Source organism: Amycolatopsis japonica, from assembly GCF_000732925.1.
Taxonomy (GTDB): Bacteria; Actinomycetota; Actinomycetes; order Mycobacteriales; family Pseudonocardiaceae; genus Amycolatopsis; species Amycolatopsis japonica.
The window spans coordinates 327,494-351,122 of record NZ_CP008953.1 but is presented as its reverse complement, the minus strand read 5'-3'; the positions used below and the strand labels follow the sequence as shown (position 1 = coordinate 351,122).

Annotated in this window: 25 protein-coding genes; 10 read left to right on the top strand and 15 right to left on the bottom strand. The window is 69.0% G+C overall.

What is annotated here, in order from left to right; translation table 11 throughout:
- The first annotated feature begins 80 nt into the window (after positions 1-80).
- Positions 81-1,061 carry a lipoprotein gene (locus tag AJAP_RS01790; RefSeq protein ID WP_038507726.1) on the top strand — a complete coding sequence of 327 codons (981 nt, stop codon included), beginning with the start codon at positions 81-83 and terminating at the stop codon, positions 1,059-1,061.
- A 3-nt stretch (positions 1,062-1,064) separates the two neighbouring features.
- Here AJAP_RS01790 and AJAP_RS01785 read toward each other — a convergent pair whose 3' ends face one another.
- Entirely contained in the window at positions 1,065-1,661 is a 597-nt protein-coding gene (locus AJAP_RS01785) for a DUF4383 domain-containing protein (RefSeq protein WP_038507725.1), read from the bottom strand.
- Between the two features lie 131 nt (positions 1,662-1,792).
- Here AJAP_RS01785 and AJAP_RS01780 point away from each other — a divergent pair, with 131 nt between their 5' ends.
- Both AJAP_RS01780 and AJAP_RS01775 read left to right on the top strand, forming a co-directional pair.
- Positions 1,793-2,698 carry a serine hydrolase gene (locus AJAP_RS01780; protein WP_038507724.1) on the top strand — a complete coding sequence of 302 codons (906 nt, stop codon included), beginning with the start codon at positions 1,793-1,795 and terminating at the stop codon, positions 2,696-2,698.
- A 45-nt stretch (positions 2,699-2,743) separates the two neighbouring features.
- Entirely contained in the window at positions 2,744-3,595 is an 852-nt protein-coding gene (locus AJAP_RS01775; protein WP_038507723.1) for an oxygenase MpaB family protein, read from the top strand.
- On the opposite strand, the gene AJAP_RS01770 is transcribed toward AJAP_RS01775, so the two are convergent.
- Complete coding sequence (locus AJAP_RS01770; RefSeq protein WP_038522206.1) at positions 3,575-4,792, bottom strand: alpha/beta hydrolase; 1,218 nt, start codon at positions 4,790-4,792, stop codon at positions 3,575-3,577. The genes AJAP_RS01775 and AJAP_RS01770 overlap by 21 nt on opposite strands.
- Positions 4,793-4,928: 136 nt before the next feature.
- Positions 4,929-5,876 carry an alpha/beta hydrolase gene (locus AJAP_RS01765; RefSeq protein WP_038507722.1) on the bottom strand — a complete coding sequence of 316 codons (948 nt, stop codon included), beginning with the start codon at positions 5,874-5,876 and terminating at the stop codon, positions 4,929-4,931.
- A 144-nt stretch (positions 5,877-6,020) separates the two neighbouring features.
- On the opposite strand from AJAP_RS01765, the gene AJAP_RS01760 reads away from it, so the two are divergent.
- The 5 genes from AJAP_RS01760 to AJAP_RS01740 all read left to right on the top strand — a co-directional run bounded on the left by AJAP_RS01760 (position 6,021) and on the right by AJAP_RS01740 (position 11,043).
- The gene (locus AJAP_RS01760; RefSeq protein WP_037333227.1) at positions 6,021-6,488 is read left to right on the top strand and encodes a MarR family winged helix-turn-helix transcriptional regulator; all 468 of its coding nucleotides are present in this window, start codon (positions 6,021-6,023) and stop codon (positions 6,486-6,488) included.
- Positions 6,489-6,515: 27 nt separating this feature from the next.
- Entirely contained in the window at positions 6,516-7,364 is an 849-nt protein-coding gene (locus AJAP_RS01755) for an SAM-dependent methyltransferase (RefSeq protein ID WP_174491988.1), read from the top strand.
- A 112-nt stretch (positions 7,365-7,476) separates the two neighbouring features.
- Complete coding sequence (locus tag AJAP_RS01750; RefSeq protein WP_037333229.1) at positions 7,477-8,013, top strand: PadR family transcriptional regulator; 537 nt, start codon at positions 7,477-7,479, stop codon at positions 8,011-8,013.
- Between the two features lie 9 nt (positions 8,014-8,022).
- A complete protein-coding gene (locus AJAP_RS01745) occupies positions 8,023-10,041 on the top strand; it encodes an NADPH-dependent 2,4-dienoyl-CoA reductase (RefSeq protein WP_038507721.1) in 2,019 nt (672 codons plus the stop codon).
- A 48-nt stretch (positions 10,042-10,089) separates the two neighbouring features.
- Entirely contained in the window at positions 10,090-11,043 is a 954-nt protein-coding gene (locus AJAP_RS01740; protein ID WP_038507720.1) for a prephenate dehydrogenase, read from the top strand.
- Positions 11,044-11,119: 76 nt separating this feature from the next.
- On the opposite strand, the gene AJAP_RS01735 is transcribed toward AJAP_RS01740, so the two are convergent.
- The 5 genes from AJAP_RS01735 to AJAP_RS01715 form a co-directional block, all read right to left on the bottom strand.
- On the bottom strand, positions 11,120-11,347 hold the full coding sequence (locus AJAP_RS01735) for an antitoxin (protein WP_016330787.1): 228 nt from the start codon (positions 11,345-11,347) through the stop codon (positions 11,120-11,122).
- A 61-nt stretch (positions 11,348-11,408) separates the two neighbouring features.
- The gene (locus AJAP_RS01730) at positions 11,409-12,341 is read right to left on the bottom strand and encodes a TauD/TfdA dioxygenase family protein (protein WP_038507719.1); all 933 of its coding nucleotides are present in this window, start codon (positions 12,339-12,341) and stop codon (positions 11,409-11,411) included.
- A 202-nt stretch (positions 12,342-12,543) separates the two neighbouring features.
- Complete coding sequence (locus AJAP_RS01725; protein WP_037333240.1) at positions 12,544-12,882, bottom strand: hypothetical protein; 339 nt, start codon at positions 12,880-12,882, stop codon at positions 12,544-12,546.
- 72 nt (positions 12,883-12,954) lie between these two features.
- Positions 12,955-13,524 carry a pYEATS domain-containing protein gene (locus AJAP_RS01720; RefSeq protein WP_038507718.1) on the bottom strand — a complete coding sequence of 190 codons (570 nt, stop codon included), beginning with the start codon at positions 13,522-13,524 and terminating at the stop codon, positions 12,955-12,957.
- 39 nt (positions 13,525-13,563) lie between these two features.
- A complete protein-coding gene (locus AJAP_RS01715) occupies positions 13,564-15,528 on the bottom strand; it encodes an FUSC family protein (RefSeq protein ID WP_038507717.1) in 1,965 nt (654 codons plus the stop codon).
- A gap of 49 nt (positions 15,529-15,577) precedes the next feature.
- Between AJAP_RS01715 and AJAP_RS01710 the strand changes: the two genes are divergently transcribed.
- The gene (locus AJAP_RS01710; RefSeq protein ID WP_038507716.1) at positions 15,578-16,018 is read left to right on the top strand and encodes an SRPBCC family protein; all 441 of its coding nucleotides are present in this window, start codon (positions 15,578-15,580) and stop codon (positions 16,016-16,018) included.
- Positions 16,019-16,239: 221 nt separating this feature from the next.
- On the opposite strand, the gene AJAP_RS01705 is transcribed toward AJAP_RS01710, so the two are convergent.
- The 6 genes from AJAP_RS01705 to AJAP_RS01685 all read right to left on the bottom strand — a co-directional run bounded on the left by AJAP_RS01705 (position 16,240) and on the right by AJAP_RS01685 (position 22,024).
- Complete coding sequence (locus tag AJAP_RS01705; RefSeq protein ID WP_038507715.1) at positions 16,240-18,840, bottom strand: CHAT domain-containing protein; 2,601 nt, start codon at positions 18,838-18,840, stop codon at positions 16,240-16,242.
- Between the two features lie 42 nt (positions 18,841-18,882).
- A complete protein-coding gene (locus AJAP_RS01700; protein WP_016330781.1) occupies positions 18,883-19,362 on the bottom strand; it encodes a hypothetical protein in 480 nt (159 codons plus the stop codon).
- Positions 19,359-19,964 carry an RNA polymerase sigma factor gene (locus AJAP_RS01695; RefSeq protein ID WP_007030724.1) on the bottom strand — a complete coding sequence of 202 codons (606 nt, stop codon included), beginning with the start codon at positions 19,962-19,964 and terminating at the stop codon, positions 19,359-19,361. Before AJAP_RS01695 ends, AJAP_RS01700 begins: the two co-directional genes overlap by 4 nt.
- Positions 19,965-20,295: 331 nt before the next feature.
- Complete coding sequence (locus AJAP_RS44315) at positions 20,296-20,466, bottom strand: hypothetical protein (protein ID WP_167337756.1); 171 nt, start codon at positions 20,464-20,466, stop codon at positions 20,296-20,298.
- Between the two features lie 125 nt (positions 20,467-20,591).
- The gene (locus AJAP_RS01690) at positions 20,592-21,308 is read right to left on the bottom strand and encodes an SGNH/GDSL hydrolase family protein (protein ID WP_038507714.1); all 717 of its coding nucleotides are present in this window, start codon (positions 21,306-21,308) and stop codon (positions 20,592-20,594) included.
- An 83-nt stretch (positions 21,309-21,391) separates the two neighbouring features.
- A complete protein-coding gene (locus tag AJAP_RS01685) occupies positions 21,392-22,024 on the bottom strand; it encodes an NAD(P)-dependent oxidoreductase (protein ID WP_038522202.1) in 633 nt (210 codons plus the stop codon).
- 96 nt (positions 22,025-22,120) lie between these two features.
- Here AJAP_RS01685 and AJAP_RS01680 point away from each other — a divergent pair, with 96 nt between their 5' ends.
- Entirely contained in the window at positions 22,121-22,720 is a 600-nt protein-coding gene (locus AJAP_RS01680; protein WP_038507713.1) for a TetR/AcrR family transcriptional regulator, read from the top strand.
- A gap of 354 nt (positions 22,721-23,074) precedes the next feature.
- Here AJAP_RS01680 and AJAP_RS01675 read toward each other — a convergent pair whose 3' ends face one another.
- The gene (locus AJAP_RS01675; RefSeq protein WP_038507712.1) at positions 23,075-23,578 is read right to left on the bottom strand and encodes a GbsR/MarR family transcriptional regulator; all 504 of its coding nucleotides are present in this window, start codon (positions 23,576-23,578) and stop codon (positions 23,075-23,077) included.
- Positions 23,579-23,629 lie beyond the last annotated feature (51 nt).

The following is a 23,629-nucleotide window of genomic DNA, read 5'->3' as shown; positions in this document are numbered from 1 at the left end:
CGGTCTCGAACCGGCTCCGTGTAGGGGGTACAAGCTCACCGCGCCAAGCCGCGGAACCCCTACGAACAAGGAGAAATCCCATGCTTCGCAAGCGTTTCGTCGTCGCAGCGGCGTCCGCGGCCGCGGGTCTGGTGGTGCTGTCGGCCTGCTCCGGCGGCACCGAGGCGGCGGCCCCCGCCGTCGCTCCCGCCGCGGCGGTGGCCGGGGCGGGCGGGAACGCCCCCGCGGCCAAGGGTGAGACCAAGGTGGCCGTGGCCGAAGCCGGGAATCTCGGCCAGGTCCTCGTCGACAAGGACGGTTTCACCTTGTACCGCTTCGACAAGGACAGCGCGAAGCCGCCGAAGTCCAATTGCGACGGTGACTGCGCGAAGGCCTGGCCGCCGGTGCTGGCCGAAGGCGAAGTCCAGATCGAAGGCGTGGATCAGGCCCTGGTCGGCGAAGTGACCCGTGCCGATGGGCGCAAGCAGGTCACCGTCGGCGGCTGGGCGCTTTATCGCTACGCCAAGGACGCCAAGGCCGGCGAAGCGAAGGGGCAGGGCGTCGGCAGCACCTGGTACGCCGCGAATGCCAAGGGCGGCAAGGCGGGCCAGGCGGCGAAGGAGGCTCCGGCCGAACAAAAGGGCGGCGACACGAAGCTCGTCGCGAGCAACGTCGACGGCATCGGACCGGCCATTGTGGACCAAGACGGCTTCACGCTGTACATGTTCACCAAGGACAAGAAGAACAAGCAGCCGACCTGCAACGGTGACTGCGCGAAGGCCTGGCCGCCGGTGCTCGCCGAGGGCGACGTCCAGCTCGAAGGCATCGACCAGAAGCTGCTCGGCAAGGTGAAGCGCGCGGACGGCACCATGCAGGTCACCGTCGGCGGCTGGGCCGTCTACCGCTACGCCAAGGACGCCAACGCGGGCGAGGCCAATGGTCACGGCGTCGGCGGCACCTGGTTCGTCATCGAGCCCGCCGGCTGCAAGAGCACCGCGCCGGTGAAGGACAAGGCAGCGCAGAGCGGGAACGCCGCCCCCAAGAAGGAGGAAGACGCTCCCGCCCAGGATTCCGGCTACTGAGCGCTAGTGGGCCAGGCCCGGCGGTCGCTCTTCCCGAGCGACGGTCGGGCCTTTTCCGTGCTTCGGCCGTCGCGAATCGTCCGGAAGGGGTTCGACGGCCGTGGCGCTGTCCGCCCGGTCCGCGACCACGGTCTCCTCTTCGTCCTCCGGCAGCAGCACCTTGTGCCGTGCGGGCAGGAACGCGATCACCAGCCCGAGCGCGGCGAGGCCGAGGTGCAGCCAGTTGTCCGGCCCGTTGAGGTTGAACGGGTTACCGGCCTGTGAGACCGGGTTCGTCGAAACGGTCCCCGTGATCATGAGGCCCCAGACGAACAGTACCCCGAAGGCGACGAACGTCAGGAAACCGAAGACCCGGGACCGCCCCGACCCGAAGGTCAGCAGCAGCCCGATCGCGCCCAGCAGGACGAAACCGAGGTTGTACAGGGGGTTCACCGAGAAGCCGAGCACGGTCGCGTCGCTGCGCCCGGCGAAATCGGCGAATCCCGTCCTGGTGAAGCCCACGATCCCGAACACCAGGAAGGCCAGGCTCGACAGCCCGGCGAGAACCTGAGCGGGCTGGAGCCCCGCCGTCCGGATACGAGCGCGTTGTGCACGTGCCATTGCTCCGCCTCCCAGAGTTGGCGACCTGAATTCACGCTGGACCCCGGATACCCCGCTGCCCTTCCGGACAAACAGCGTCGTCCGAACGGGCTACCCGTGAACACGAACGGGTGACGCGGTCAACAGGTCATGTGGGCAAGGTGAGCGGAGTCTTCCTCCTGGTGGGGCTGTGCCTGGGCGCCATCCTCGCGATGGTCCTGATCCCGACGTCGCGTCCCGGTCCGGTGGCGGTCGCGGAGGCGGTGCCGAGCACCCCGGCGCCGTCCGTCGAAGTCGAGGTCGAACCGGAGGATCCGGTCGTGTCCCCGACGCCCTCGTCCTCGGCGGCGCCGGGTCCGCCACCGAAATCCGTCGACAGCCAAGCCCTCGCGGACCTCGTCCCCGGCGGGCAGGTGAGCGTGGTCGTCTACGACCGCACGGCCAAGAAGAGCACCGTTTCGCTCAGGTCGGAACGGTCCTACACCTCGGCGTCACTCGTGAAGCTCCTCATCGCGTTGGAAGCGCTTCAAGCCGGCACACCGTCGAGCACCGTGCAGCGGATGCTGTCGGTCAGCGACGACGACATCGCCAGCAGACTGTGGACGGCCCTCGGCGGCCCCACGATCGTGACCCGCTGGGCGGCCAAGATCGGCCTCGGCGGTACGCGTCCGCCCGAGGATCCCGGCCGCTGGGGCGACACCCGGATCACCGCCGCGGACGTCGTGAAGGTCTACCGCTACCTGCTGGACAAGGCGGGCGCCGGACCGCGCACGACGATCATGCGGGCGTTGAGCGGCGCGACGGAGAACGGCTCCGACGGGATCCGGCAGTACTTCGGCATCCCGGACGCCGTCGGTTCCCTTCCCTGGTCGATCAAACAGGGCTGGGCGTGCTGCCGCGGCTCGCGGATCCTGCACAGCTCGGGCGTGGTCGGCGAAGACGACCGCTACATCGTCGTCGTCCTGACCTCGCAACCGTTGTCGACCACCTACGCCGGGGCGGGCCGACGGGTGACGGAGGTGGTCAAGGCACTGCTTCCCGCTATTGACGAGGTGTAAACAAGGTGGGACAGTGGCGTCACGCCACTCTCTCGGGAGGTCGTCATGAGCACCGAAGCCCGCCTGCCCACCGTGACCCCGCTCGGCCCGGATTCCGTTGCCTGGCACGTGGTCGGCGACCGGAGACTGCTGCTCGGCGCGGGGACGGCGTTGCTGTTGCAGGTCGCGCATCCGGTGGTCGGCGCCGGCGTCCACGACCATTCGAACTACACCGAAGACCCGTGGGGCCGCCTCGACCGGACCATCGATTCCTTGCTGAGCCAGGTTTTCGGCGGCCGGGAGGCGGTCGCGGAGGCCGAGCGGCTCCGCGAGATGCACAAGGCGATCAAGGGCGTCGACCATCACGGCGAGCGCTATCACGCGCTGAACCCCGAGGCGTACTGGTGGGTGCACGGCTCGACGTTCTGGACGACCGTCCGCATGCACGAGGTCTTCGTCCAGCCGTTGCCCGACAAGGAAAAGCGCCGGTTCTACGCGGAATGGCGACGCGTCGGACTGCTGCTCGGCCTCCGTGAGCACCACATGCCGGAGGACCTCGAAGGATTCGAGGCCTACTTCGACGACGTCGTCGCGAACCGGCTCGAAGACAACCACACGGTCCGGGAACTGCTCCGCTCGATCACCATGCGCGACACACCACCGCCCCCGTGGTGGTTCTTGCCGGAAGCCCTGTGGCGCCCCGTGCGGCCGGCGGGCGGGAACGTGCTGACCCTGTGCGCGATCGGCTTGCTGCCACCGGCTCTTCGCGAACGCTTGAGTCTCAAGTGGACAGATACCGACGAACGCCGTCTCCGGCGCCTCGGAGCGATCACGCGGGCGGCCGGGAAACGGGTTCCCGACCGGATCCGCTTGTACCCCAAGGCTTACCGGGCCAAGTCACTCGACGACGTCCACTAGCGCGCCCTTGGCGCCGGTGTTCGGCAGCGGCCATGGCGTGACGCCGCCGTTGGTGATGATCTTCTTGTCCTGCGGTGCGCACGGCGGCACGGTCCGCGCGCCGATCCACGCCAGCACGTCGGGCACCTGCGCCTTGAAGGTGTTCATGTTGTGCCCGGCGTCCGGGATCCGCCACGACGAAAGCGTCGCGGGCGCGCGGACGGCCGCCTGGATCTGGTCGATCGAGAAGCTCTCGAAGCTTTCCTTGTCCCCCGCGATCGCGAGGATGTCGACGGGCGACGGATGCTTCTGCAGGTTCACCGTGACCGTGTTCGCGTCGACGATGTCCTGCCTGCCCTTGAACAGGTTCTCCGTCTCCGCGTCCACCGAGGCCTTGTAGTACCCGCTGACGCTCGCCGCCTGGCCGTACCACTGCGGATGCCGCGTCACCAGGTTCATCGCGCAGTATCCGCCCGACGACCAGCCCGCCATCGTCCACGCCTTCCGCTGCGGGTTGGCGCCGAGTTTCTCGATCGCCCAGTCGCGGATGTCGGCGGTCAGGTAGGTGTCGTTGGCGGTCCCGTTGACCTCGTCGATGCATTCGGTGTCGTGGCCGACCTTCGGTTTCCCGGTCGGGTCCGGGATGATCACCAGGGTCGGCGGGAGCACGTGCTTCGCGATGGCCGCGTCGAGTTTGGCGGGCAGTTCGTAGGGACCGGTGACCACTTCGGGCCCGGACGGGTAGTTCGGGATCCATTCGATGACCGGGAATTTGAGCGACCGGAACGCGGGATCGTAGTACTGGGGCGGGAAGTACACCGAGACGTCGCGGGTGAGGCCGGTGCGCTTGCCGGTCACCGTCATGTGCACGACGGAACCCTTGCCCTCCTTGGCCCGCATCGCCCCGGCGTCACGCAGTTTGTCGAGATCCGAACCGTTCTGCCCGGCGACCGCGTCGACACTCTCGCCGGAGTACACGCCGGTACCGAACAGGGCGCCGACCGTCGGGAAGAACCCGCCGATCATGTTCCCGCCCATCCCGGCGCTGACCACCACCAGCACGACCGCGACGAGGATCGTGCCGCTGCGGCCGAGAACCTTGCGGCGCCAGCGTTCCCAGAGGAACGGGACGGCGATGATCGCGAGCAGCGTCAGCACCAGGACGATGACGAGGTTCAGTGTCGAATCGAGCCGGATGGCACTCAGTCCCAGTCCCATGGCGATCGTGTCCCTCTCCGGCCGCGGCACGCCCCCGCACCGCACTTCCCACATCTGGATCAAGAGACGTGCGACCACCGGGAAGTGTTGTCCAGGGTGACGCGTGTCACCCTGGACAAACCGGGTTCCGGACTACTCAGCCTGCGAGAGCGGTACGCAGCACGCCGATCGCCTGCTTTATCGCGGCCTCCGCGGCGTGCGTTTCGCGCAACGTGTTGAGCATGACGAAGTCGTGGACGATGCCCTGGTATCGCACGGCCGTCACCGGCACACCGGCCTGACGCAGCTTCGCGGCGTACGCCTCGCCTTCGTCGCGCAGGACGTCGGCCTCGGCCGTGATCACCAGCGCGGGCGGGAGACCGGCCAGCTCGTCGAGGCTCGCCCGCAGCGGCGACGCGGTGATTTCCGCGCGCTGCGCCGGATCGGTCGTGTACTGGTCCCAGAACCACTTCATGCCGTCGAGCGCGAGGAAGTAGCCCTCGGCGAACCGCCGGTAGGACTCGGTCTCGAAGCTCGCGTCGGTGACCGGGTAGAAGAGCACCTGCTGACGGAAGGTGACGTCGCCGCGCTGCTTGGCGAGCAAGGTGAGCGCCGCGGTCATGTTCCCGCCGACGGAGTCTCCGGCGATCGCGATCTTCGTGCCGTCGAGCCCGTTTTCGGCGCCGTGCTCGGCGACCCACTTCGCCACGGCGTAGTTCTGCTCGATGGCGACCGGGTAGCGCGCCTCCGGCGAGCGGTCGTATTCGGGGAAGACGACCGCCGCGCCCGCGCCGACGGCGAGTTCGCGGACCAGGCGCTCGTGGGTGTGGAAGTTCCCGAAGACCCAGCCGGCGCCGTGGATGTAGACGATCACGGGCAGCGGCCCGGTCGCACCCTGCGGCCGCACGATGCGGACCTCGACACCGTCCACGTGCGTGGTCTCGACGTCCGCGGCGGGCAGTTCGACGTCGCCGCCCTGGACCTCGTCGACGGCCTTGCGTCCTTCCTCCGGCGGCAGCTGGAAGAGGAACGGCGGCGTGGCGGTGGCCTCGACGAAGGCCTGCGCGGCCGGTTCGAGGGCCAGGTTGTGCGGGTTGGCGGTCATTTCTGCCTCCTGGGTTCCGAAGTCGATGCGGTAAAGGTAGCTCGCAACTCAGTTGTGCACAACTAAAATGCACCCAAGGAGATTTACCCCACTCCCATGGCGAGGTGCGGCATGATCGGCGCACCATGGGGAGAAGGAGGACCGATGCCCACGGACAACACCGGGTCGCTGTGCCTGGACGATCAGCTGTGCTTCGGGCTCTACGCGGCATCGCGGGCCGTCACCGCGCTTTACCGCGTGGTGCTCGACGATCTGGGCCTGACCTATCCCCAGTATCTGGTGATGCTCGCGCTCTGGGAGGAGGACGAGCGGCTGGTCAAGGAGCTCGGCACCGTGCTGAACCTCGACTCCGGCACGCTGTCCCCGCTGCTCAAACGGCTGGAGAAGTCCGGACTGGTCCAGCGCGTCCGGCAGGCCGACGACGAGCGGTCCGTGCGTATCAGCCTGACCGGGGACGGCGCCGCGCTCAGGGAACGCGCGAGCGGGATCCCGAAGATCATCGGCGACGCGATGGGACTCGACGCGGCCGGTCTCGCCCGCACCCGCGCGGAGCTCGATCGCTTGACCGAATCCGTGAACGCCTACCGCGAGGCCTACGTCCCGGCCGGTTAGCATGGGATTTCCGGCGCGGACAAAGGGATGACGATGATCGATCACGACGCGGCGCTCAAGGCCGTCGAGAACAGCTTGGACCGGCCGTCCGCGGCCCGCGTCTACGACTACTTCATCGGCGGCGACACGCACTACGCCATCGACCGCAACTTCGCCGAGAAGGTGCGCGAGCGCCTGCCGCTCATGGGCGACTACTGCAAGACCAGCAGGCAGTTCCTCGGCCGGGCCGTGCGGCACTGCGCGGAACTGGGCATCAAGCAGTTCGTCGACATCGGCTCCGGGCTGCCGACCGCGGGCAACGTGCACGAGGTCGCCGACGAGGCGCGGCCGCAGGAGGACACGCACGTCCTCTACATCGACAACGAGCCGATCGCGCTCGCGCATTCGACGCTGCTGCTCGCCGACACCGCCGACCCGGACCGCCACCACGCGATCGCGGCGGATCTGTTCGATCCCGAGGACCTCTGGAACCGGGTGATGGACTCCGGCATCATCGACGTCCGCGAACCGATCGCGCTGGTGGTCAACGCGGTCATGCACTTCATCAAGGACGAGCAGGACCCGGACGGGCTGCTGGACTTCTACCGCGACCGGCTCGCGCCGGGTTCGCTGCTGGTTCTCTCGCAGATGACGAACGAGAACCCGGCCAACGACGAGGAACGGCAGGCGCTGCTGGACATCCTCGAGTACTACGAGACCACGACGAACCCCGGTTTCCTGCGCACCATGGACGAGTTCCGGCGCTTCTTCGGCGGCTGGCCGCTGCTGGAGCCGGGCCTGGTCTACGCGCCGGCGTGGCACCCGGACGAGAAGACGATCTTCGCCGCTTCGCCGTCGGAGTCCCGCGTGATCGGCGGGATCGCCCGCAAGCCGTAGCTTTTTCCCGTGAAGGCCCCCTTCCCGCGACTCAGCCGAGGGAAGGGGGCCTTCACGCGCTTGTGACGTGCGTCGCCTTGCAGTGCAACTAGGTGCATATGAAACTAGGTGCATGGCACTGGAGCACGCGATCCTGGTCTCCCTGTCCGAGCGGTCCGGCTCGGGCTACGAGCTGACGCGCCGCTTCGAGAAGTCCATCGGGCTGTGGTGGAGCGCCACCCACCAGCAGATCTACCGCGTCCTCAAGCGGATGGAGGACGCGGGCTGGATCACCGTCGACCAGGTCGCGCAGTCCGGGAAACCCGACAAGAAGGTGTACACCGTCGGCGACGCGGGGCGGGCCGAACTGGCCCGCTGGCTCGCCGAACCCGATCCGTCGGCCACCGCCAGGGAGCTCGCCGTGAAGATCCGCGGCGCGGCGCTCGGCGATCCGGCCGCCGTCGCCGCCGAGGTCACCCGGCATCGCGACGCGCACGCGGCACAGCTCGACGCGTACCTGCTGATCGAGAAGCGCGACTTCCCCGACCCGAGCGTCCTCAGTGGACAGTCGTTGCACCAGTTCCTCGTGCTGCGTGGAGGAATCCGAACCGAACAGGGCCACGTCGAGTGGCTCGAGGAAGTCCTCCGGGCATTCCACCACGATGCGTAAGGACCAGCGATGAGCCCGTACCCGAACCTGCTGTCCCCTCTCGACCTCGGCTTCACCACCCTGCGCAACAGGGTGATCATGGGTTCGATGCACACCGGCCTCGAAGACAAGGAAGCGCATTTCCCGCAACTGGCCGAGTATTACGCCGAACGCGCCCGAGGCGGCGTCGGGCTGATCGTCACCGGCGGTTTCGCGCCGAACCGGACCGGATGGCTCCTGCCGCTGGCGTCGAAGCTCTCGACGCGCGCGGAAGCCAAGGCACATAAGCAACTCACCGATCCGGTGCATGAGGCGGGCGGCAAGATCGCACTGCAGATCCTGCACGCCGGCCGGTATTCCTATCACCCGCTGAGCGTTTCGGCGTCGGGGATCAAGGCGCCGATCAACCCCTTCAAACCGCGGGCCCTTTCCGGATACGGCGTGCTGCGCCAGATCCGCGCGTTCGCCGATTGTGCCTTCCTGGCGAAGGAAGCGGGCTACGACGGCGTCGAGATCATGGGCTCCGAGGGCTACTTCATCAACCAGTTCCTCGCCGAGCGGACCAACAAACGCACCGACGAATGGGGCGGCAGCGCGGAAAACCGGCGGCGGATCGCCGTCGAGATCGTGCGCCGCACGCGGGAAGCGGTCGGCGAGGACTTCATCATCATCTACCGGCTGTCCATGTTGGACCTCGTCGAGGGCGGGCAAAGCTGGGAAGACGTCGTCGCCTTGGCCAAGGAGGTCGAAGAGGCGGGCGCGACGATCATCAACACCGGCATCGGCTGGCACGAGGCACGGGTGCCGACGATCGTGACGTCCGTGCCGCGCGCGGCCTTCACCTGGGTGACCGGGAAACTCAAGCCGCACGTCGGGATCCCGGTGGTCACGTCGAACCGGATCAACATGCCCGAGGTCGCCGAGGAGGCGCTGGCCGGCGGCGACGCCGACCTGGTGTCGATGGCGCGGCCGTTCCTCGCCGACCCGGAGTGGATCCGGAAGGCCGAGACCGGGCGCGAGGACGAGATCAACACCTGCATCGCCTGCAACCAGGCCTGCCTCGACCACGCTTTCAAGCGGAAACTGGTGTCCTGCATGGTGAATCCGCGCGCGGGCCACGAGACGACGCTGACCCTGTCGCCGACGCGGAGGACCAAACGCGTCGCCGTCGTCGGCGCGGGTCCCGCCGGGCTCGCGGCCGCCACCGGCCTCGCCGAACGCGGGCACGCGGTCGAACTCTTCGAAGCCGACGACGAGATCGGCGGCCAGTTCGGGATCGCGCGGAAGATCCCGGGCAAGGAGGAGTTCGCGGAGACCATCCGGTACTACACGCGGCGGCTGGAGGTCACCGGCGTCAAGGTGCGCCTCGGCACCCGCGTGGTCGCCGCCGATCTGGTCGACGCGGGGTTCGACGAGGTCGTGCTGGCCACCGGCGTGACACCGCGGGTGCCGTCGCTCCCCGGTATCGACCATCCCAAGGTTCTGTCCTATGTGGACGTCGTCCGGCACGGGAAACCGGTGGGCGGCAAGGTCGCCGTGATCGGCGCGGGCGGGATCGGCGTGGACGTCAGCGAGTTCCTGACGCACACCACCTCACCCGCCCTCGATCTGGACGCGTGGATGGCCGAATGGGGCGTCACCGATCCCGAGCGGGCCGCGGGCGGGCTGACCGAACGGAAGGTCGAGCCGTCACCGCGGCAGGTCTTCCTGCTGCAGCGCAAGAAGTCCGGGATCGGCGCGGGGCTGGGCAAGACCAGCGGCTGGGTCCACCGTGCCGCGCTGAAGGCCAAGCGCGTCGAGCAGCTCACCGGGGTCGCCTACGAGCGGATCGACGACGACGGCCTGCACATCACCGTCGGTGACAAGCCGCGCGTGCTCGACGTCGACACCGTCGTCGTCTGCGCGGGACAGGAGCCGGTGCGCGACCTCGTCGACGACCTGCGGGCGGCCGGACTACCGGTGCATCTGATCGGCGGCGCCGACGTCGCGGCCGAACTGGACGCCAAACGGGCCATCGATCAGGGAACCCGCCTGGCCGCCGTTCTCTGACGAGTGGCCTAGTAGATGGCAGGATGAACCCTTGTGCGGGACGTATGCGTGATCGGGCTCGGGTTGATCGGTGGTTCGCTGCTGCGCGCGGCGCATTCGATCGGCCGCACCACGTTCGGGGCGACGACCTCCGAAGCTGACGCGGACGCCGCCAGCAGAGCGGGTTTCGACGTCACCACACAGGTCGAAGCGGCGCTGAGCAAGGCGGCGGAGCGGGACGCGATGATCGTGCTCGCGGTGCCGCTGCCCGCGGTCGAAGAGGTGCTCCGTACCGTTTCGCGGGTCGCCGGGCACTGCGTGCTCACCGACGTGACCAGCGTGAAGGGGCCGGTGCTCGACTCGGTGCGGCGCCGCGCGCCGTACGCGAAGTTCGTCGGCGGGCATCCGATGGCCGGGACGGCGAACTCGGGCTGGAAGGCGAGCAATCCGGCGTTGTTCGGCGGCGCGGCGTGGGTGCTGGGCGTCGAACACGACACCGATCTGACGGCGTGGGCGGTGGTCGCCCAGCTCGTACTGGACGTCGGCGCGCACGTCGTACCGCTGCCCGCGGACTCGCACGACGAGACGGTCGCGCGGATCTCGCATCTGCCGCATATCTTCGCGGCCATCCTGGCCACGATCGGCGCGCAGGGCGGGCCACTGGCGATGTCGCTGGCCGCCGGGTCCTATACGGACGGCACGCGGGTGGCCGGGTCGAGCCCGGCGCTGGTGCGGGCGATGACCGAAGGCAACCGGGACGCGCTGCTGCCGATCGTCGACGAGGCGCTCGGGCGGCTGGGCGCGGCGCGGGGTTCGCTGGCGTCGACGGGTGGTCTCGCGGTGACGGTCAACGCGGGTCACGAGGGTGCGCAAGCGTTTGCGGCCAGTAAGGACGCGGAACGCGCGGGGGTGCGGGTCAGCCTGAGCGCCCCGGACGCGCGCGACGGTCTGATCGCGCTCGGCGAGCGCGGCGGCCGGATCACGGCCATCGAAGGCGACATCGCGATCGGCGAGGTCTCCTGACGCGTTTCGTCCTCTGAACGCGGTCCTTGCGTGTGCAAGTACCGCATTCAGAGGACGAAATGCGGGACGTTGGGGGTTACTGGCCCTGCGGCGGGTTCTGGGGCTGGGGGTTGTCGGGGGTGTCGTCGAACTTGTTGATGAACCCCTTCGCCTTCTCGACACCCGAGTCGATCTGGGAGTCGTGACCGGAGAACTTCGACTTGGCGAAGTCGGCCGCCTTGTCCAGGCCGCCCTCGATCTTGTCGTTGTGCTCGCGGAGAGCGTCGGTGGCCTTGTTCTTCAATTCATCGAAGTTGATGCCCATGGCCACATCGTCACACAGGTACGAGTGAACACGCCTCGACGATCACCCGTCATGGGGACGCTCAGAACGGCCGGTCGCCCGCGATGGCGACGCGTTCGGCCACCCGCGCGTACGGGTGGTAGTCGTTGACGGCGTAATGCTGCGTGGCGCGGTTGTCCCAGAAGGCCACCGAACCCGGCCGCCAGGCGAAGCGCACCTGGAACTCCGGGATGTGCGCCCGGCTGAACAGGTACCGCAGGATCCTGTCGCTCTCGTCGCGGTCGATGCCGACGATGTGCGTCGTGAAGGCCTGGTTCACGAAGAGGGTGCGGCGTCCGGTCTCCGGATGCGTGCGGACGACCGGATGCTCGACCGGCGGGAACGCGTCTTGGTGGCGCAGCAGGAGTTCCGGGTCGGAGAAGCGGTCGAAGCCGGGGATGAAGTCGTGCACCGCGGTCAACCCGTCGACGCGTTCGCGGACGTCTTCGGGCAGGTTGTCGTAGGCGGCGGCCATGTCGGCCCACATCGTGTCGCCGCCCACCGGCGGGACCTCGATCAGCCGCAGGACCGAACCGAGCGCCGGCGCGGGCCGGAACGTGACGTCCACGTGCCAGATGTTCTCGAACGCGGGCATGCTCGCGGACCGGGCGAACCGCGTGGTGTCCTCGGTCTCGCCCTGGGGGATGAACGGGTTCGTCTCCAGTTCGCCCCAGTTGGCTGCGAACGCGCGCTGATGCGCCGAAGTGATGTCCTGATCGCGGAAGAACAGCACCTTCCACTCCAGCAGCGCGCGGTTCAGCTCGGCGTGGAGCTCGGGTGTCAGCGGACGGGCGAGGTCGACGCCGCCGATCTCGGCGCCGATCACCCTTCCCAACGGGCGTAGCGAGAAAAGCTCGTACGGGCGCTCCTCGACGCCTTCCGGCAAACGCCGCAGCAGACGCGGCCCTTCGAGGATCCCGCCGTCGGGGACGGTCGCGGGGCGGAGACGGACACGGTCGGGCAGTTCGATGGACATGGAGGCTCCCTGGATTCACCGTCGGACGACTTGGCGAGATGAGGAGCTACGCGGGCGGAGAGCCCAAACGTCCACGGCGCAGGAAGAGCGCGACGGCACCTTCACCCACCGAACGGATCGGCGAGGACTCCAGGATGGCGGACACGTGGCCATCGTGGGCGCGTTCTGGCATGCGGTCAATACCGTCCACGAGCCGGGACGATCATCGCCTCCGCTCGGAGGGGAAGCTGCCCGACCACGTGTTCCGGTGCTCGCGTGGCCGCAGCGCCTCGGCCAGCACCCACTGCGAATGCGTCGTGCCGCCCCGGCCCACCGGGCCGAGCTGGAAGGTGACCCAGCCGACCCAGTGCCCCGTCGTCGTCGCCCGCCACATCCCCAGCAGCCCGGGGACGGTGGCGGTCAGGTCCAGGCCGTCGGGCAGGCGGGTCTTCACCGCGCCGACGGGGTACACCAGCGTGAGATCGACCCAAACGGGCTGGTTGGGCCGGACCATGTGCAGGTGACGCGGCCCCGGCGGCAGCGTGTCACCAGTGTCGAGCATGCGTCGATTATGCGTGAAAACTCGAACATTAGTTCGAGATGATGCTCACCCATCCCCCGTCCGGGTGGGTGGTCAGAAGTTGATGTACCGCTCGAGCCGCAGCGGCGTCGCCCGGCCTTCGAGGTGGACGTCGGCCGTGAGGTTGAACATCCCCCAGCCCGCGGTCCTCAACGCGAAGTCCGTCTTCCGGTCCGTGACGATCCGGTTCGGCTCGTAGAAGGTCGGGTGGAGGTGGTAGACGACCTTGGTGACGCGGTCGAGATCGCGGTCGTCGTCTCCCACGAGGAAGGCGTGGATGCCGTGGTACTGGTAGTTGCCCCGGTCCAGTTGCTTCTCACGTCGTGCCGTGTGGGCGAGGTGGATCGTGTTGACACTGGTCGTGTCCGGCCGTGGTTCGGCCGACGCGGACGCCGCGTTCAGCACCGGTTGCGCGCCGGGTTCCGGTTCGGGGCCGGAGGGGGTCTGCGGCGAGGCCGGTCCGAGCCTGACCCCCGAGGCACCGGCCTCGAAAGAAGCGCCCTGGCTCACCCGGCTCGTGATCGTGTCGGCGAGCCGATGGAGCGACGACCGGAACTTGATCACCAAGCCCACGATGAGCACCGGCCAGATCAGGCTTTGGATCAGCGGTATCCAGTCCTTCATCGAGCCCCCAGGAAGTCGGTCCGTCCGGACCAGGATGCCTCAGGCGCGGCGGTGATACGGCAGGAAGCGCCGGACCAGCCGCAACGGCGCGCGTTCGACGAGGTCGGGACCGCGCACGGCGTCGAAGGCCGCGCCGATCTGGTCGACGACGCCGGACAGCCGTTCGTTGTCGGGCATCGGCATCTCCGCCGGATCCCGTTCCTCGCGGACGGCGGCCGCGAGTTCGGCGAGGGCCGCCGTCAGGAGCGCGACGTCGGCTTCGTCGGGGGCGGGGGCGCCGCGTCCGAGGGTGACGCCGACCTCGGTGACGGCGTCGGCGACGCGTTCGAGACCGGCGATCACCGGCCACCAGGCGACGGCCTGCCGTCCGGCGGCGGAGGGTTCGACGACGACCTGCTGGAACGCGGTCCGCAGGTCGGCCAGTGCGCGGTAGGCGCGGCGGCGGGCACGTGAGCGTTCCAGGCGGGCCTCGCCGGACGGCGCGAGCACGAGTCCTTTGTCGACGTACTTCACCAGGCTGTCGAGGCTGTCGGCGAGCCGTCCGCCGACCTGCGGCCGTCGGCTTCCCGGCCAGAGCAGGTAGCCGAAGATCAGGACGATCGCGCAGCCGAGCACGGTGTCGACGAGCCTCGCGAGCACGATGTTCCAGCTTCCGGTGCTGGCGAGGTCCATCTGCAGGATGATCAGCGGCGTCACGAAGGCGCTGAGGATGCCGTAGTTGCGGACCTTGCCGACCGCGACGCCGCCCGCGAAGACGGCGATCAGCAGGACCAGCAGCCAGCCTTCGCCGCCCGCGGCGAGTACGGCCGCGCCGATGCCCACGCCGATCACCGTGCCGATGCCGCGCAGCACGGCGCGGCCGAAGACCGAGCCGAAGTCCGGTTTGAGGACGATGCCGACGGTGAGCGTGATCCAGTAGGACCGTTCGAACGGGACGAGCAGCGCGACGACTTCGGCGATCGCGACGCACAACGTGAGGCGGAGCGCGGCGAACCAGGTGAGCGGGCCGGAAACGAGCGAACCCGCCCAGCCGCGAAGGCGTTTGTGCCACGGCTGGACCTCGCGCCGCTTCCGGTTGTCGCCCTTGCCTATCCGGGTGAGCCCGGCGTAGAGGGCGGCGAGGACCGGGTCGGCGTCTTCGGGCGCTTCGGGCGGCTCCGGGAGTTCCTGGTTCGCGAGGACGGCGGCCGAGGTCGCGATGAAGTGGTCGATCACGTCGTCCGGGGCGTGGCGGCCGGCGTTGACCATCGCGACCGACGCCTCGACGGCGGGGGTGCTGGCCGAGAGCAGGTTGAGCAGCTGGCGGTAGGTGGCGTCGCGGCCGGACAGCCAGGAGCGGGCGGTGAGCAGCCGGTCGTACGCGGTGTTCATCGCGGTCGTGAGCTGGTGCCGCGCGACGCGGGAGGTGGCCTCGTCGGTCGCGGAGAGCATCGCGGCGAGTTCCACGTAGACGTGCGCGACGGCGCCGCGTTCGGGGCTGGTGGCACGGAAGGTCCAGGTGGCGAGCGCGATCAGCAGGCTCCAGGCGGCGCCGACGCAGAAGTAGCCGAGGAGGACTTCGACGCGCAGGCCGGTGACGTGCTGGCCGGTGCCGAGCACGCAGAAGACGAACATCTGCAGTCCGGCGACCGACGCGTTGCTGCCCGCCGCGCTGATCAGCGCGGAGATCGCCGCGACCCCGACGACGACCGGGATGGACGCGGCGGGGATGCCGCCGGTGATCAGTCCGGCGAAGTAGCCGAGACCCGCCGCCGCGGTGGCTCCGCCGAGCCGCCGGGCGCGGTAGCGGTACGGGCCGGCGGATTCGGAAAGGACGGTCGGCAGGGCGCCGGTGGAGACGAGCGCGCCAACTCCGATGTCGCCCAATGCGTAGCCGACGGCGAGTGGGACGGCGAGGGCGAGGACGGCGCGGGCGACCATGTTCCACGGAATGGGAACGGGTGTGCTGCGGAGCAGCTGCACCAGCCAATGTGGTGCGGCGATCTCGCGGCGCGGCGTGCTCACGCCCCTATCTTTACTTATCCGTGGCGTTCGGAGCGGTTATCGTCGCCACATGGGCAAGACGTACTCCTTCGAGGTCAACCGGACGAGCAGCGCCTCGCCCGCTTCGCTGTTCGCGCTGGAGGCCGACGGTTCCCGGTGGTCGGAATGGGCGAAGCCGGTGGTGTTCCACTCGCGCTGGGCGCGGGAACCGGGCGCGGACGGCGTCGGCGCCGTGCGAGCCGTCGGCCTGTGGCCGGTGTATCTCCACGAAGAGACGCTGGAGTACGAACAGGACCGAAAGCACGTCTACGGCTTCGCGGGTCTCGCGCTGCTGAAGGACTATCGCGCCGAAGTCTCGTTCACGCCGAACGCTTCCGGCGGAACGGATCTCCGGTGGACCGGCCGGTTCACCGAACCGCTGCCCGGCACCGGCGCCGGCATCCGCACGGCCCTGCGCGCCGTGATCTCGATCCTGGCCACCCGCCTGGTGAAACACGCCGAACGCCCCTGACCCCACCCCCCGCCCTTCCCAAGGGGGGCGACCCCGAGTCCAGTCTACCGGCGGAGGGCGACGGGAACGGGCGCTCGGCGGAGTTGTCCACAGACGACGATGGTTGTGGACAACTCCTGTGGGTAGGCGAAGGACGCCATAGCCACATTGGACGCGGCGAAGGGAGCTTTCGCCGCATGAGACGCGGTGAAGGACGCTTTCGCCCCATAAGCGAGAGAACTTCAGCCCGCGCCCAGGCACAGGAAAGGGCGCCGCAGCGGATCGGCCGCCGTCGCTTCCGCGAGCGCCAGAGCGGGCGCGGTCCCCAGCGCCAGCCGCCGGTGCAGATCGGCCATCGCGGCCGCGGCCGCCTTGTCGCCGACCCGCGCGATCGCGCCGATGACCGTCCGCGAACCGCTGGCGAGCAACGTTCCGGCGAAACCGAGCGCCTCCTCGCCGGGCCGGATGTGACTCATCGCGAGTTCGCACGCGGCCAGCACCACCCGCTCCGGCGGCTTCGCGAGCCGGGCGGTTTCGTGCGCGTACAACGGGCCGTCGACCAGTTCCAGCCGCGAGAACAACGCGTTCGCCGGTTCGTGCGCGCCGTGCGCGACCAGGTGCGCCATGCCGGAACCGTCCAAAGCGGACAGGACGGTGTCGCTGGTCGCGTCCTTCCCGTCGACCAGCCGGGCGTGCGGATACACGGCCCGCAGGTTCCGCACCTCACCGACCGAACCCGGCACCCCCGGCCCACCGGCGAGCAGCACCGGGCCGGAGTTCCGCCGACCGGACGCGGTCACCCAGGCGGTCGCCGACGGCGCGATCGACACCGGATGTCCGTGCAGTGAAGGCAAAGCGCCCCAAGGCAACGCGTACAGCGAACCGATCGGCACGATGATCAGCTCACGGTTCTCCAGCGTCTTCGCCAGCGACGCGGAGATCAGCCGGTCCAGTTTGTCCGCCCGGCGCCGCGCGGAACCGGTGACGACCTCGACCAGCGGCGCGGGCAGGTTGTCCGGCGCCAGCGCGTCGAGGTCCGCGTGCAACTGCCGCGCGGTCTCGACGATCTCCCCCAACGGCCCCAGCTTCAGGAGCCGGAACCGGCCGCGGTCGACGACCACCGCGTACAAGGTGTCTCGATACCCCATCAGGCTGACCAGCACGCGATCGCCGAGCCGCTCGACCACCTCTTCGGGTGCCGAGACGGGCCGCGGACGACCCCACTGGCTGGTGTACCAGCCGAGCCGCGTCGCCTCCCGCTGCAAACGGTCGTAGCGCTCCTCGAGCTGTCCGACCGGTTCACCGGACAGCCGCCGCGCCTGGATCGTCCCCTGCACGTGGCGCATTTCGTTGATATGCCGGGCGAGCGCGGGATCCTCGATGACCGGGAGCGGCTCGTAGCGGTACACCTGCGCGCGCGTGCGTTCCAGCCACGCGAACAGGCTCTTCGCGCCGGCGCCGCTGCGCCTCGCCTTCTTGAGCACCAGCGTCAGCGCGAGTTTGCCCAGCTCTTCGCCGTGCGCCGCCGTCCCGCAGACGAGGTCGAGCCCGCCCATGCGGTCGCGGATCTGCCCGAGTTCCGCCAGCCCGGCCCGCGCCTGCGCGAGCGCCGAACGCGGCCGATGGGACGCCACCGCGAGTTCGGCCCGGCACAACCGCAGCTGCATCCGGTGGTCGATCGGCGTGGTCTGCCGCGGTTTCGGCACCTGCGCCAGCAGCGCCTGGGCGGCGGCCGTCTCCCCGCGACGGATCAGCAGCCGCACCGCGAACATCCGCGCCGCGCCCGCTTCGTCGCGCAGACCCAGCCCCGCCAACCGGATGGCGAGTTCGGCCAGCCGCTCCGGCAGTTTCGCGGGCGGCTTCTTCTCCCGGTCAGCCAAGACCTTCACCGCGTCCGCGCGGAGCCTGGTCAGTTCGGCGATCTCCGCCCACCGGCCGTTGCCACGCCGCAGGAAACTCCGTCGCGCGGAAGTCGCGAGCTTCTTCGCGAGAACGTGGTCGCCCTCCAGGATGGCCGCTCCGGCCCGCGCGACCTCGGCTTCGGCGACGAGATGATGCGCGCCGTTGCCGCGAAGTTCGGGGATCGCCTCGTCGAGATGCCGCGCCGCCTCCTCGGCCAGCCCGGCGGTGAGCAGGGCCTTCGCCTGATCGAGCCGGACCAGCGGCAGCGAACCGGGCCCGTCGGTGACGAAGATCGAGGCGGCCTGCTCGTAGTGCCGGAGCGCCTCGGGGATGTCACCGAGCAACTGGGCATGATCTCCCAGGTTGTGCCGGATCTTCCCTTCCAGCATCCGGTGCCCGTGTTCGACGGCGAGATCGAGCGCGTCGGCGAGGTCCCGGTGCGCGTCGACGGGGTTGGTCTTCTGCAGCTGAAGCCAGGCCCGGTTCATCAAGGTCTTGGTAACCAGGAGACTGTGTCTGTCCGCCTCGGCGACGAGCTGGGGGATCACCGCGTTGTAGAGCGCGAGCGATTCGTCGAGCCGCCCCACGCGCATCATCACCAGCGCGCGCTGCAATACGACGATGAAACCCAGTTCCCGCCGGGCTTCACCGCTCGGCAGCCGAAGCCGTGTCCGCTCCGCCTCGTCCAGCCGGACGAAACCGTCCTCTTGGGACGTGATCTCCGCTTCCGCCGCCGCGAGACTGACCAGGATCCGGACCCGGATCTCCAGCCGTTCGGGACTGTCCGTGTCGACCCGCCCGAGACGGGACAACCCGCTCTGCAGCAACCTGATCGCCGCGCCGGGCCCGTGGTCGGAAGCCGCGACCCTGGCCCGGCGGTGCAGATCGGCCGCCGATTCGACTACGGCGTCGACGACGGAAGGCTGCGCGGGCACACGCACTATGGGAGCACACCCACGCCGCATAACGGAACAGCCGTCCGGTTACAGCACCACTGTGGGGGTCACGACCGTCCGGCGACAGGTCACGTCGCCGAGGTGGATCACGATCTGGGTGGTGCCCTGGGGGACGTTGTCCAGCACGAACCGGCCTCCTTCGTCGGCGGTGGTGGAACTCGTGCCGTGTTCGGCGACGCGAACCTCCACTCCGTACTCGCCGGCGGGCACGAGCCAGCCGTCGATCCGGTGCTTCTTGCCGATCTTGGTGAGGTTGATCATCACGGTCAGGTCGCTGACGGTGAAGGTGATCGTGCCGGTGTCGCTGCCGCGAACGCCCGCGGTGGCGTCCATCCGTTCCCAGCGGGCGACCTCGACGTCGAGGTTTTCGAGCGCGAGCGCGAACTGAACCCGCTGCACCAGGTCTCCCGGTGGCGGGTCCAGTTCGTCCATGAAACGTCCGATATCGGCGAGCAACTCCTCATCGCCCGGGGAGGTCATCTCCCCCGGCGTCCCGAGGTCGTTCATCGGCTTCCCCCTTCGTGGGCCAGCAGGTCGCGCATCGATTCGAGGCAACGGCCCCTGGTCGGGCCGACACTTCCGCGCGGCATACGGAGTGCTTCGGCGACCAGTTGGTATTCGGCCCGCCCGGCGAGCACGGTCAGCCGAAGAAGCTGCTGACAGCGGTGCGGCAGGCGAAGGAAGGCGCGCCAGACCCGGCGATCCCGGTCGGCGCGGACGGCTTCCTCTTCGGGGGCCGGATGGGTGCTCTCCATGCTTTCGGCCAGCTCGTCGGTCAGCGGGACGGGCTGAGCTCGGCGGCCGAAGGGATGCTGGGCCTCGCGCCTGGTGGTGGTGATCAACCAGGCGGCGAGCGCTTTGGGGTCACGGAGTTTTTCGAGCTGGCTGAAGAGCGCGAGCCACACCGTTTGGACCACGTCCTCGGCGGTCAGGCGATCGAGCCCGTTCGCGCGCGCGACATGCCACACGAGCGGGGTCAGCTCGTGCACAAGTCTGTCCATCGCCTGGCGGTCACCGGCCCGCGCCGCGCGCATGCAGGCGGCATGCAGGTCGGCACCGGTCAGTCCTTCCCATGGCGGGTCTACCTCGGTCGTTTGCACGTCGGTCACCGTATCTGCCCCACTTCGGACGTGTCTTCGTGTCGGCGCTGGCAGTATCGCGGGCCCTTCGGGGAGAAGGAGCGTGCAAGAGGCTCTGGGATACATCAAGTCACTAACTTTTTTGTCGAGTTTCGGTGATCCCCCTCGGTCTGAGGCGAAGGACAAAGGCACCGGCCGGCGCGAGTAGGTGTGGACTGCGCACCGGCCGGTCCTTTTTTCCCTCCCCCCGGGCCCGCTCCCCAACGGGCCCGCGTCCGGGCGTCCCCCTCCCCCGAAGGAGCACCCGGAGGTGATGCCCGGCGGCCCCCTCGGCCTCCGGACATCACCTGTCTGTGTTCATTCAGTTCGACGGCGGGTTGGTGCCGTACGGGTCCCAGTTGCCGTCGGGGCTGGTGCCGGGACGGGGCGGGACCGGCGCCGTGATCGGCTTCGGCTTCGGGGTCGTCTCTTCGAGGTCTTCGGTGGCCGTGGCCTCGTCGTCGACGGGCGCGGTGTTGGTCTCGGTCGTCATCGGGTGTCCCTCATTTCCTCGACTGCTCCATAGGACGCAACGAGGCTGCCACCAGATACACGCAGAGCCAGCTTTTTCATGGAAATTTCTTAATCTGTGGCATGCGAGTGACCTGATCAGCGCTTTTAGCCCGAAAAGGTGTCGCTGAGTAGCCGACGGCTCACGTCCGCGAGTTGCCCGGCCCAGCGCCGATAGCCCTCGGGACCGGGGTGGAAACGGTCCTCGGCGAAGGTCGCGGGGTCCAGCATCGCGGCAGGCATCGGGACGTGGACGACGCCGGGCAGCAGGGCCAGCCGGGCGGCCGCGGCGTCGAGGACGGCCGACCGCGCGCCGAGGACGTCCCGCAGCGGGCGCGGCAGCGAGGGGAACCGGCCCATGGGCGGCACGCCGGCCAGCACCACCGGGACCCGTCCCACGCGACGTCGCAGTTCGACGATCAGGTCGAGCAGGTCACGCCGGTAGCGCGTGGCCGAATGCAGTTCGATCGTGTCGTTGACGCCGAGCGCGATCACGACGAGGTCGGCGGGTTCGAGCAGCGGCAGCAGGTCCTCGCGCACCACGCGGGCGTTGGCGCCGGTCCGGCCGAGTGCCTGCCAGGCGACCGCGCGGCCGTCCCGCGCGAGTTCCTCCGCGAGCCGTCCGGTCAGCGCCTCGGCGTGCGTGGCCGCGCCGACCCCGTCCACAGTGGACTCGCCGAGCACCGCGAGCCGCACCGGGTCGCCGTCGCCGACCACCAGGCCGGTGACCGGCCCCGCGGCACCGGGCAACCTGGGCGTCGTACGGCGCACCCGGACGGCTTGCGCGAGCAGGATCGGGGCGAGCACCACCGCACGGCTGATCACCTCGCGACCTTACTGCCGCGTTTCGTCCTCTGAACGCGATCGTTGCGCACGCAACAATCGCATCGAGAGGACTAAATGCGGGGTCAGCCGTGGGCGATCGAGACCGTCTGGCGGACGAGCGAGTCGTCCGCGGCCGCGCGGAGCAGGTAATCGGCGACGTCGGCGCGGTTGATGCTGTAGCTCCCGCGGACGTTGCCGTCGGTGCGGGCGGCGATCTCGCCGGTGTGCGGCCCGTTCAGCAGACGCGGCGGACGCACGATCGTCCAGTCGAGGTCGCTCCCGCGCACGATCCGCTCGGCGCCGATCATGTCCGTGAACGCGTGCCGGAGGATCCTGCCCAGGATCGGCTTGACGACGTTCCTGGTGAAGAAGGTGTCGCCGTCGACGAACGGACCGCTGGCGCTCACCAGCAGCAGCCGCCGGACACCCGCCGAGCCGAGCGCGGCGACGGCGGCGCGGGCCCCGTCGGTGACGATGGTCGTCGGGTTGCGGTCGCGGGCGCCGAGGGCGGAGATCACCACGTCGCGTCCGGACACCGCCTCGGTCAGCGCGCCGTGCTCGGACAGCTGCGCGACGACCACTTCCAGCAGGTCTCCTTCGACGTCCAGCCGGGACGGGTCACGGACGACCGCGGTGACGTGGTGGCCCGCGGCCAGCGCCTGCTTGACGACTTCGGAACCGACCCCGCCCGTGGCACCGAGAACAGTGAGCTTCATGGTCACGCCTTCCTGGGTTAGTGAACACTCACCCACTATGGTGAGTGTTCACTAACCACTTGTCGAGCGAACGCTGAGAAGCCCTCAGGAGCGAACATGGGAAGCCGCGAGGAGATCGTCGCCGCGGCGGCGAAGGTGATGCGCGAGCAGGGCTACGCGCATGCCACGACGAAGGCCATCGCGCAGGCGGCGGGCTACTCCGAGGCGTTGCTGTACAAGCACTTCAAGGACAAGACCGAGATCTTCACGAGCGTGCTCACCGAGCGACTGCCCGCGCTCGGGTCGACCTTGGACGAGCTGATGGACACCGCTGGGACGTCTTCGGACACCCCGCTCGCGGCGAACCTCGCCCGGCTGGCGCGGATCACACTGTCGTTCTACCTGGAGAGCTTCCCGATCGCGGTGTCGCTGTTCTCTTCACGGGAGTTGCTCGCGACCCACCGGGAACGGGTCCTGAGCAGGGACCGCGGACCGGACGTCCCGCTCGTGCGTGTCGCCGAGTACCTGAAGGAAGAGGCCCGGCTCGGCAGGATCCGCGAGGACGCGGATCTGGACGCGGCGGCGTCACTGCTGCTCGGGGCGTGTTTCCAGTACGCGTTCCTGGCGTCCTTCGAGGACCGCGAACCGTCCCCGAAGGAGCTGGACGAGTGGGCGGAACGGCTGGCGGCGACGCTCCTGGTCGCGGTGGCCTCGTGAGTGCTTGAGGACGGCTCTACCCGTCCTAGGCTTCGGTCCGTGAAGGTTCTTGACCAGCACCCGGCAAGACCACGGCGAGTAAGAAACGCCGGTACAGAGTGAGACATGCCTGGATGGCACTCGTGGCACCGCACTCACGTGATCGAAGCCGGAACTCGCGAGTGCGGCATCCAGTCACACGAGTCACGTCTCTGATCACGCGAGTCACGCCTCCGCCCTCGCCGCGCCCCGTCCGCCCAGTCCGTGAAGGCCTCCTCGAGGGACTCTGGGTCCCTCAAGGAGGCCTTCACGGACCTTCGACCAGCAGGTACAGAGGACGGTTCTAACCGTCCTCACTCACGAGGCCCGATGGCCCTACTTGCCCTTTTCGGCCCGCATCTCGTGCCACTTCGCGTACATGTCGTTGAGCTCCTTGATCATGAAGCTCAGGAAGTCGCGCATCTCGGCGACCCGCTCGCCCGCCGGCGTGTCCGACCCCAGCGCCGAAACGCCCTCGTCGGCCGCGTCGCGCCACATGGTGATCATGCGGTCGCGTTTCATGAAGGTGGCGTACCAGAGGTCGTCGAAGAGCCGGTAGTGGTCGCGGCGCGAGCCTGGCTCGCGTTCCTTGGCGACCAGCCCGATCTGCTCCAGGTACCGCACGGCCCCCGAGATCGCGGCGGGGCTCACCGAGAGCTGGTCGGCCAGCTCGGCCGCGGTGAGCCGGCCGGCGTCGGTGGTCATCAACGCGGCGAACACCCTGGCGGGCATCCGCTGCATCCCGATCTGGGAAAGCGTGAGGCCCAGGTGCTCCACGTAACGGCGGACGGCGTCCTCGTCTCTCTGCGTGCTCGAAGCACTCTCAGGCGTCGTCGTCATGGGCACATCCTCTCTTACTTCCCCCAGAGTGATCACACCATCCATACGTTT